This is a genomic window from Collinsella aerofaciens (assembly GCF_028207065.1).
Classification (GTDB): Bacteria; Actinomycetota; Coriobacteriia; order Coriobacteriales; family Coriobacteriaceae; genus Collinsella; species Collinsella aerofaciens_AR.
Window position 1 is genome coordinate 1 of record NZ_JAQLFP010000047.1, and the last position, 8,748, is coordinate 8,748.

Consider the following 8,748-nt stretch of genomic DNA (forward strand, 5'->3'; position numbering starts at 1 on the left):
CACTCCGCAGGACGCAAGAAGCCCTCGCCGCACGAAGTGCGCAGCGAGGGCTTCTTGCATGTCCGAGGACGCGCCGGGAGGGAACTTGCTCTCTGCCCGGATAGGTAAGACAGCTTACGCGACGGTGTAAACCCAGTCGTGCTTGTCCTCGACAGCACCGGACTGGATGCCCGTCAGGGTCTCGCGAAGCTTCTTCATCACAGGGCCGATCTCGGTGTAGCCAGCCGGGAAGGTCACGGTCTCGTCGGCGCCGTAAACCTTGTTGTCGATCTCGCCAACCGGGGAGATGACGGCAGCGGTGCCGCACAGGCCGCACTCCACAAAGGTGCCGGCCTTGACCTCGGCCCACTCGACGGGACGCTGATCGACGGTCATGCCCAGATCCTCGGCAACCTGAACGAGCGAACGACGGGTGATGGAAGGCAGGATGGAGTCGGTGTGCGACTGCGGAACGACGAGCGTACCGTCCTCCTTCACGAACAGGACGTTGGCGCCGCCGGTCTCCTCGACATAGGTGCGGGACTCGGAGTCGAGATACAGGTTCTCGGCATAGCCCTCGCGATGGGCCTCCATCGTGGGCTTGAGGGACATGGCGTAGTTCAGGCCGGCCTTGATATTGCCGGTGCCGTGCGGTGCGGCACGGTCGTACTCGGAAACGCGCAGCTTAACGGGCTTAAGGCCACCCTTAAAGTACGGACCGACCGGGGTCACGAGAATGCGGAACGTGTACTCAGGAGCGGGAGCCACGCCAATCACGTCACCGGAGCCGATCATAAACGGACGCACGTACAGGGTCGCACCGGAACCGAAGGGCGGAACCCAGGCGGCGTTTGCAGAAACGACCTGCTTGACAGCCTCGACGAACTTGTCCTTGGGGAACGGGGGCATCTCGAGGCGCTGCGCAGAGTTGTACATACGCTCGGCGTTCATGTCGGGGCGGAAGCAGACGATGCTGCCGTCCTCGGCGGTGTAGGCCTTCAGGCCCTCAAAGACCTCCTGGCAGTAATGGAAGATGCCGCCGCACTCGGAGACATGCAGGGTGTGGTCGGTGGTCAGGCCACCCTCGTCCCACTCGCCGTCCTTCCAATGGGCCTCGTAGCTGTAATCGGTCTTCATGTAGCCAAAGCCGAGGCTACCCCAATCGATATCCTTCTTCTCGACAGTCATATGTCGCTCCTTACATACACAGTTGCATACTCGCGAACCCGCACGCAAGGACCGAGGCCGACCGCGTCGCAACGTCGCACGCCCGGAGCGTAGAGCCGGACGGGACACGCGAACAGCATCAAAGCCGATGGTACGTCGATTCGCATGCACGAGATTGTACTCCGCACGCGCGTCGGATAAAACGTTTTTCTTTAACTAACTAAAGTATTTTCATTTGACCGAAGCTGAAGAGGCCCGCCACCGTAAGCGGTGACGGGCCTCAACTGTACGGTCTGCGCGCTGGCTCGAGCTACGCGTTCTATTTGCCCAGCTTGGCCTTAACCAGACCGACCACGGTCGGGATGATCGACACGGCAACGATGCCGATAATCAGCAGCTCAAAGTGCTCCTGCACAAAGGGAATGCCGCCAAAGAAGTAGCCCAGCAGCGTAAAGACCGTCGACCAGGTAATGCCGCCCAGCACGTTAAAGACGACAAAGTTGCGCCAGTGCATGCCGCCCATGCCAGCGATAAAGGGCACAAAGGTGCGGATAAACGGGAAGAAGCGACCCAGGAAGATGGCCAGGTGACCCCACTTGTCCAAGAAGTCCTCGGACTTTTTGATGCGCTCGGGCGTCATGGCCTTGACCTTGCCCGAAGCGATGATCTTGCGGCCAAAGAAGTGACCGATCATAAAGTTGCACTGATCGCCCAAAATGGCAGCGGCCCATGCGGTGGCCAGAAGCGCCACGATGTTAAAGCCGCCGTTGTGGGCAAAGAAACCCGAGGCGAACAGCAGCGAATCACCGGGAAGGAACGGGAAGAACACCACGCCCGTCTCGATAAAGATGATCAGGAACACGCAGCCGTAGGCCATAAGCGGGCCGGCGGCGATCCAGCTGGCGATCGCGGTGCGCGGGTCCTTAAGCAGCTCGGCAATAAAATTGATGAAACCCATGAAGTAAAACCTCTCAGTTGTGGGCGCGGATACGTCCAAGTTGACCAGTATACGGTTGCGGTGCCCCCTCGTGCGCAACCCCACAAAAGCATGACTCCATTACCAGCAAGTTTGCATAACTGACACTTGTAGCGCAAAGCCGCCAAGATTGTCCTTTTTAATCCCTAGCGAATCGCTATACTTTATTGAATCGCATTGCCATGGCGCTAAGGGAGGGCGGCCGGTGAGCTTTATCAATACCATTCGCGAGGACATCAAGACCGTCCAGGCGCAGGACCCCGCCGCGCAAAACGGTCTGGTCATCTTCCTTTCCTATCCTGGCCTGCACGCCAAGTGGAACCACGTGCCCGAGCACTGGCTGTGGGAGCACGGTCATCGCTCGCTCGCCCGCGTGCTCTCGCAAATCACCCGCCACATCACCGGCGTCGAGATTCACCCTGCCGCGCAGATTGGCAAGCACTTCTTTATCGACCACGCCATGGGCGTCGTCATCGGCGAGACCACCATTGTGGGCGACAACTGTGTGCTCTACCAGGGCGTCACGCTCGGCGGCACCGGCAACGAGACCGGCAAGCGTCACCCCACCCTGGGCAACAATGTCACGGTGGGCACGGGCGCCAAGGTGCTCGGCAACATCCGCATCGGCAACAACGTCAAGATCGGCGGCAACTCGGTCGTCGTTAAGGACGTCCCCGACAACTGCACCGTCGTGGGCGTGCCGGGACGTATCATCAAGCGCAACGGTTGCCGTGTGTTCGAGGAGAGTTTCGACGCCAAGCAGCATCGCGAGTACATGCCCGACGACGCCGCCGAGCAGAGTGCCCTCAACCGCCAGGGCATCACCGAGAACGCCCGCCGCGTCAAGGAACTCGAGCGAGAGGTGGCCGAGCTCAAGGCCCTCGTCGCCAAGCTCGTGGACGAACGCTAGGAACGCAAGCGGCACAAAACGACATCGGCATCAACGCAAAGGCGCGCCAGGGAATTCATCCCCGGCGCGCCTTTCTTTTTGATGTGACATGTAGGACTGTCCCTTTGTCACATTATGCGAACTGACTCAGATAGAGGTCGGCGTAAGCGCCCTCGGCTGCGAGCAGCTCCTTATGCGTGCCTTGCTCGATGATGTTGCCGTGGTCCATGACCAAGATCAGGTCGGCATCCACGATCGTCGACAGGCGATGCGCGATCACAAAGCTGGTGCGCCCGCGCATGAGCGCGTCCATGGCGCGGCCGATAGCAAGCTCGGTGCGCGTGTCCACGCTTGAGGTCGCCTCGTCCAGAATGAGAATCGCCGGGTTGTTGAGCAGCACGCGTGCGATGGTCAGCAGCTGACGCTGGCCCTGGCTGATGCTTTCGGCATCGTTGACCACGCGCGTGTCGTAGCCCTGCGGCATGGTGCGCACAAAGAAATCGACCTGGGCGGCGCGCGCAGCCGCAACAATCTCCTCGCGCGTTGCCTCGGGACAGCCGTAGGCGATGTTCTCGGCAATCGTGCCGTCGAACAGCCAGGCGTCCTGCAGCACCATGCCAAACTGCTGACGTAGCTCGCCGCGGTTCATAAGGCGCGTATCCACACCGTCGAGCGTAATGCGGCCACCGTCGATCTCGTAAAAGCGCATGAGCAAGTTGATGAGCGTCGTCTTGCCTGCGCCCGTGGTTCCCACCACCGCGATCTTCTGGCCCGGCTCGGCGGTAAACGACACGTCGCGCATAAGCGGCTTTTCGGGCGTGTAGCCAAAGCGCACGTGCTCAAAGGCGACGCGGCCCTCCACGCGACCCGGTAGCCTGGCAGCCTCGCCCGGCTGCGGATCCACCTCCATCTCGGGCTCATCGAGCAGGTCGAACACGCGCTCCGCACTCGCCAGCGCGCTCTGCAGCGAGTTGAAGGTAAACGACAGCTGCGTCATGGGCTCAGATGCCTCGTAGATAAACTGGAAGAACGCCTGGAACACGCCGACAGTCATGTGGCCGGCAACCAGCATGCTGCAGCCCACAATCGCAATCACGATCTGTGCCAAGCGGCCGATAAAGCGCACCGCGGGGCCGACGGCGTTAATCATGAAGTCGGCCTTGGCACTCACACGTGCCAGCTCGCCCGAGGCCTCGTGCACCTCGGCAGAGCTCTGGCGCTCGCGGTTAAACGCGCGAATCACCAGACGGCCCGAGTAGCCTTCCTCGACCGCGCTCGTAATCTTGGACACCCACTCTTGGCGCTCACCGGTTACGTCATGCGTGCGGCGCGAGACCACCTTGGTCACCAGCAGCGACAACGCCGTAAAGAACAAAAAGACCAGCGTAAGTGGCACGCTAAACACGAACATCACGCTCACGGCGCCCACCACGGTGCCAATCGACACCAGCAGCTGCAGCAAGCCGCGCTGCATGCTCTCGGACATCTTGTCCAAGTCGTTGGTCGCACGGCTGACGACCTCACCGGGACGATGCGCGTCAAAAAAGGCAAGCGGCAGACGGTTGAGCTTTTGTGCGATGCGGTTGCGTAGGCACAGGTTGAGGCGTTCGGCAACGCTCGACATCAAAAAGCTCTGGAGCGCGTAGAACGAGGCGGCGGCCGTCCAAATCATAAAGTAGATGAAGATGGTCCTGCCGCAGTTCTCCCAGGTGATGTTGAAGGTGGCGTTGTTGGCAAACGCCACCTGAATGTGGCCCCACAGCTCATCGATCACACGGGCGCTATATGCCGGCGCAGCGGTGTTAAAGATGGCATAGAACGCAATGCTCGCGAACACGATATAGAAGCGCCAATGGTCGCCGGCAGCCTCGCTCCACAGGCGGCGCACCGTCGCCCAGGTGTCGCGGGGTTTCTCGTCCTCGTCCTCGTCGTCCACATCGCGCATGCGCTCCGCCTCAGCGCAGGCGCGCTCGTCCTCGGCGCGCTCATTTTCCTCGTAGAGCGCTTGGCGGCGAGCCTCGCGCTCGGCTGCAGCCTTGGCGGCGTCATCCAGCTCGGTCGACGCGGCAGCCTGGTCGACCGTTTTATCGGCAGCGTCCGCAGCGGCGGCATCGACAAGGCCGCCCTGCTTCTTGAGCTCCTCGGTCATGCTACTCACCTCCCTTCATTTGCGATTCCGCGATGGCGCGGTACACCTCGCAGGTTTCCATAAGCTCGCTATGCGTGCCCAAGCCCACAATCTCGCCGTCCTTGAGCACGACAATCTGGTCGGCGTGCAAGATCGTAGAGATGCGCTGCGCGATGATGAGCACCGCAGCGTCACGCGTCTCATCTTGCAACGCATGACGCAGGGCGGCATCGGTCTTAAAGTCCAGGGCCGAGAAACTGTCGTCGAAGATATATAGATCGGCATGCTTCATGAGCGCGCGAGCAATGGCTAGGCGCTGGCGCTGACCACCCGAGAAGTTCGTACCGCCTTGGGCAACCGGGGTATCGAGCCCCTGCGGCTGATCGAGCACAAAGGTGCTCTGGGCAACCTCCAGCGCATGGAGCATGTCGGCATCAGTCGCGCCCTCGTTGCCAAAGCGCAGGTTGCTCGCCACCGTGCCCGAGAACAGCCACGCCTTCTGCGGCACGTAAGCGATATGCCCGCGAATCTCACCTTGCGAAAGGTCGCGCAGGTCAACGCCGTTCAGGCGAATGGCGCCCTTCGTGGCATCGTGGAAGCGAAGCAAAAGCTTGGCCACCGTTGACTTGCCCGAGCCCGTTGAGCCCACGATCGCGGTCGTCTGTCCGCGGCGGCAGGCAAAACTCAGGTCGCACAGGGTGTCCTCGTCGGCATCGTCAAAACGGAACGACATATGGTCGAACACAGCCACCGCATCGGCTTCGTCTTGGGGCTCGCGCACCCCGTCATCCAGCGTGCGCTCGCCATCGACGATGCTCGGCTCAATCTCCAACACCTGCTGCGCGCGGTTGAGGCACGCCGCAGCGCGCGGAAGCGTCAGAATCACCATCTGCGCCATCATCACAAAGAACAGGATCAAGATCGCGTATTCCAACACGGCCGAGATGCTGCCGATTTGCATGGCGTGGACGCCCGCGCGGTTGCCGCCCACCCACAGCACCGCCACCTCGGCGATATTCATCAAAAAGAAGCTGGAACTGTCGAGACCCACAAACAGGTGGTTGACCTTGATGGCGTTGGCCGCGTAATCGCTAAACACCTCGTCCAGGCGCTGCTCCTCGTGGCGCTCCTTGTTAAATGCGCGGATGACGCGCACGCCCACGATGTTCTCGCGCAGCACCACGTTCATGCGGTCGATAAAGCTCTGCAGGCGCATAAAGATCGGCGCGGCGTTAGCCACCGTAAAGACCGCCGCCACCAGCACGATCGCAACGACCACACCCAGCAGCGTGCCCATGGCGGGATCGATGAACCAAGCAAAAATGATGCCTGCCACGGCCAAGAACGGCACCGGCAGCACCAACTGAATCGTCTGAAGGACAGCTTGCTGAATCACGTTGATGTCGTTGAGCGAGCGTGTGATCATCGAACCCGTGCCAAAGCGCTCAAAGTCGCTAGCCGCGAGTTCGAGCGACTTGTCGTACACGGCATTGCGGATATCGCAGGCCACGTTGGCGGCCAGGCGCGCCGAAAGATAGCAGCCCAGCACCGTGCCGCCGCTGGCCATGCCGGTCGCGATAAGCATGTACAGGCCGTTGCGTAAAATATAGTCGATATCGCCCGTGGTAATACCGGTGTTGACCATGTTCGCCAGCATCGTGGGAACCAACAGCGTACCGACGTTATCTATCAGCACCGCAAACAGCGTCACCGCAATCAGCCCGCGATACGGCCTCATAAACCTCATTAAGAGTCGCATGTCTCCCCTTCGCTCTTATCGTCAGCCTCGTTCTCAGCGGCCACTTGCCGTTTAAATGCCTCGCACTCTTCGTTAAGAACATGGGAGAACTTACCGACCAAGCGCATGATCTCGCGCTGTTCCCACGGCTCGAGCGCCTCGAATGCCTGTTGCTCGGCTTTTTGCGCTGGCAACGCGTAGCGCTTGGCAAACCGCACGCCTTCTTCGGTCAGTCGCACAACCTTGTTCTTACGACTACCTTCGGCAAACTCCAACGTCGCAAGCCCTCGCGCCCTAAGCGTCTTGATCGCCGAATTGATGGTCTGTTTGCTGTAGAACCATTCACTCGTCAGCCGACTCACGGCAACGCTTCCGCCCGCCGCACTCGTGTCGACGAGCATCCAGTAGGCGCAGTCCGAAAGACCGCAGGCGCGCGCGAACTCCGAATAGATACGGTCAAGCCCGTTGAGCATCCGGTCGAAATCGACCGGGCTAACTGCACTATTCATCTCTCCCACCATTCGATAGTCCGAGTTTTGACCAATTAATATCTCTACATTAGTCCGAGTTTTGACTATCGTCAACAAGCTCGTTGTTTATGGTCGGCTCTACATAAGCATATCGACAAAAAAGACCGCCGGCGCGGGGGCGGCGCCGGCGGTTGCGAGAGAATATCGAGTGTTGGCTGTTAAGCAGCGACGGCCTCATAGACCGTAGCACCCGAGAAGCTGTCATGCAGGCTCTTGCCGGCAATCCACGGCAGCTCGACGACCTCGCAGACCGTGTTGACCAGCTCGGAGCAGTCAGTAAAGTGGCCCTTGTCGTTGAGGGCCTCGCAATCCTGAACACGCCAATAGCCATCGGTGTGCGTGATGTAGTACTCGTGATCGTTGATCGACACGAAAGCGCGCGTCTTGGAACGCAGCAGCTTCAGAAATCCTTCGAAATCGGTCTCGACGACATCTCCAGCCTGGAACATGATGTTACCTCCTGGCCCGGCGCCACCACGGCGCATTGATAAACGTTGGTACTCCTTTAGTAAAACCTTTATCAAAGGTTATGCGTTCGTCATTTAGGCAAGTGGTAAAAAACCGCAGGGTAGACGGGATAAAACGTTTAACCATCCCATTTGTTTGTCACATTCTGAAGGTACTTTTATGCAAACCTACTTTCCCAATTGGAATCTATCCTTTTGGCCGGGCAATTGACCGTCTATCGTTTAAGCCCGACGGGTATGAACGGGGCATCTGCAACGCCACCGCAAGGAGACACCATGGAGACTATCGAAGCACTCATTCACCGCCGCAGCTGCCGCAACTACAGCGATCGTCCCGTCGAGGCTGAAAAGCTTGCACGTATTATCGAAGCCGGCCAATATGCACCGAGCGGCATGGGCCGCCAGCCGGTGACGTTTGTCGCCGTCACCGACCCCGCGACCGTCGAGCATCTCTCACAGCTCAACGCCCAGGTCATGGACAGCAACAGCGACCCCTTCTATGGCGCCAAGACCGTTGTGGTGGTGCTGGTTGACCGCAGCGTGCCCACACATCTGGAAGACGGCTCGCTCGCCATGGGCAACTTGCTCAACGCCGCCTATGCACTGGGTGTCGATTCGTGCTGGATTCACCGCGCGCATGAGGTCTTTGACTCGCCCGAGGGCCTGGAGCTGCTGGCCAGCTGGGGCCTGCCCGCCGACGGCAGCCTGCGCGGCGTCGGTAACTGCATTCTTGGCTACGCCGAGGACACGCTACCCGAGGCAAAGCCGCGCCGCGACAACGTGGTGTACGTAAAGTAATCAGAACCACCCTTAAAAAGGGTGGTTTGCTCTTAGGGTATAACCCACGGGCCCCGGGCTCGCGTCTAAAGGCGCG

General features: G+C 60.0%; 8 protein-coding genes. 2 read left to right on the plus strand and 6 right to left on the minus strand.

Features of this window, described 5'->3' with window-relative positions; all coding sequences use genetic code 11:
- Positions 1–114: 114 nt before the first annotated feature.
- The gene (locus tag PMX72_RS09925; protein WP_271729049.1) at positions 115–1,167 is read right to left on the minus strand and encodes a branched-chain amino acid aminotransferase; all 1,053 of its coding nucleotides are present in this window, start codon (positions 1,165–1,167) and stop codon (positions 115–117) included.
- 298 nt (positions 1,168–1,465) lie between these two features.
- Positions 1,466–2,104: a DedA family protein gene (locus tag PMX72_RS09930; RefSeq protein WP_138113555.1), complete on the minus strand. Its 639-nt coding sequence runs from the start codon at positions 2,102–2,104 to the stop codon at positions 1,466–1,468.
- Between the two features lie 223 nt (positions 2,105–2,327).
- Between PMX72_RS09930 and cysE the strand changes: the two genes are divergently transcribed.
- Complete coding sequence (cysE, locus tag PMX72_RS09935; RefSeq protein WP_035138740.1) at positions 2,328–3,032, plus strand: serine O-acetyltransferase; 705 nt, start codon at positions 2,328–2,330, stop codon at positions 3,030–3,032.
- A gap of 112 nt (positions 3,033–3,144) precedes the next feature.
- Here cysE and PMX72_RS09940 read toward each other — a convergent pair whose 3' ends face one another.
- The 4 genes from PMX72_RS09940 to PMX72_RS09955 all read right to left on the minus strand — a co-directional run bounded on the left by PMX72_RS09940 (position 3,145) and on the right by PMX72_RS09955 (position 7,856).
- Complete coding sequence (locus PMX72_RS09940) at positions 3,145–5,160, minus strand: ABC transporter ATP-binding protein (RefSeq protein WP_271729048.1); 2,016 nt, start codon at positions 5,158–5,160, stop codon at positions 3,145–3,147.
- A 1-nt stretch (position 5,161) separates the two neighbouring features.
- On the minus strand, positions 5,162–6,877 hold the full coding sequence (locus tag PMX72_RS09945; RefSeq protein ID WP_334203734.1) for an ABC transporter ATP-binding protein: 1,716 nt from the start codon (positions 6,875–6,877) through the stop codon (positions 5,162–5,164).
- Positions 6,878–6,885: 8 nt separating this feature from the next.
- Positions 6,886–7,386, minus strand: coding sequence for a MarR family winged helix-turn-helix transcriptional regulator (locus PMX72_RS09950; protein ID WP_196033292.1), 501 nt, complete (start codon positions 7,384–7,386; stop codon positions 6,886–6,888).
- A 179-nt stretch (positions 7,387–7,565) separates the two neighbouring features.
- Positions 7,566–7,856, minus strand: coding sequence for a hypothetical protein (locus PMX72_RS09955; protein WP_006235631.1), 291 nt, complete (start codon positions 7,854–7,856; stop codon positions 7,566–7,568).
- 294 nt (positions 7,857–8,150) lie between these two features.
- On the opposite strand from PMX72_RS09955, the gene PMX72_RS09960 reads away from it, so the two are divergent.
- Positions 8,151–8,672, plus strand: a complete 522-nt coding sequence (locus tag PMX72_RS09960; RefSeq protein WP_271729046.1) for a nitroreductase family protein — start codon at positions 8,151–8,153, stop codon at positions 8,670–8,672.
- The last annotated feature ends 76 nt before the right edge of the window (positions 8,673–8,748 follow it).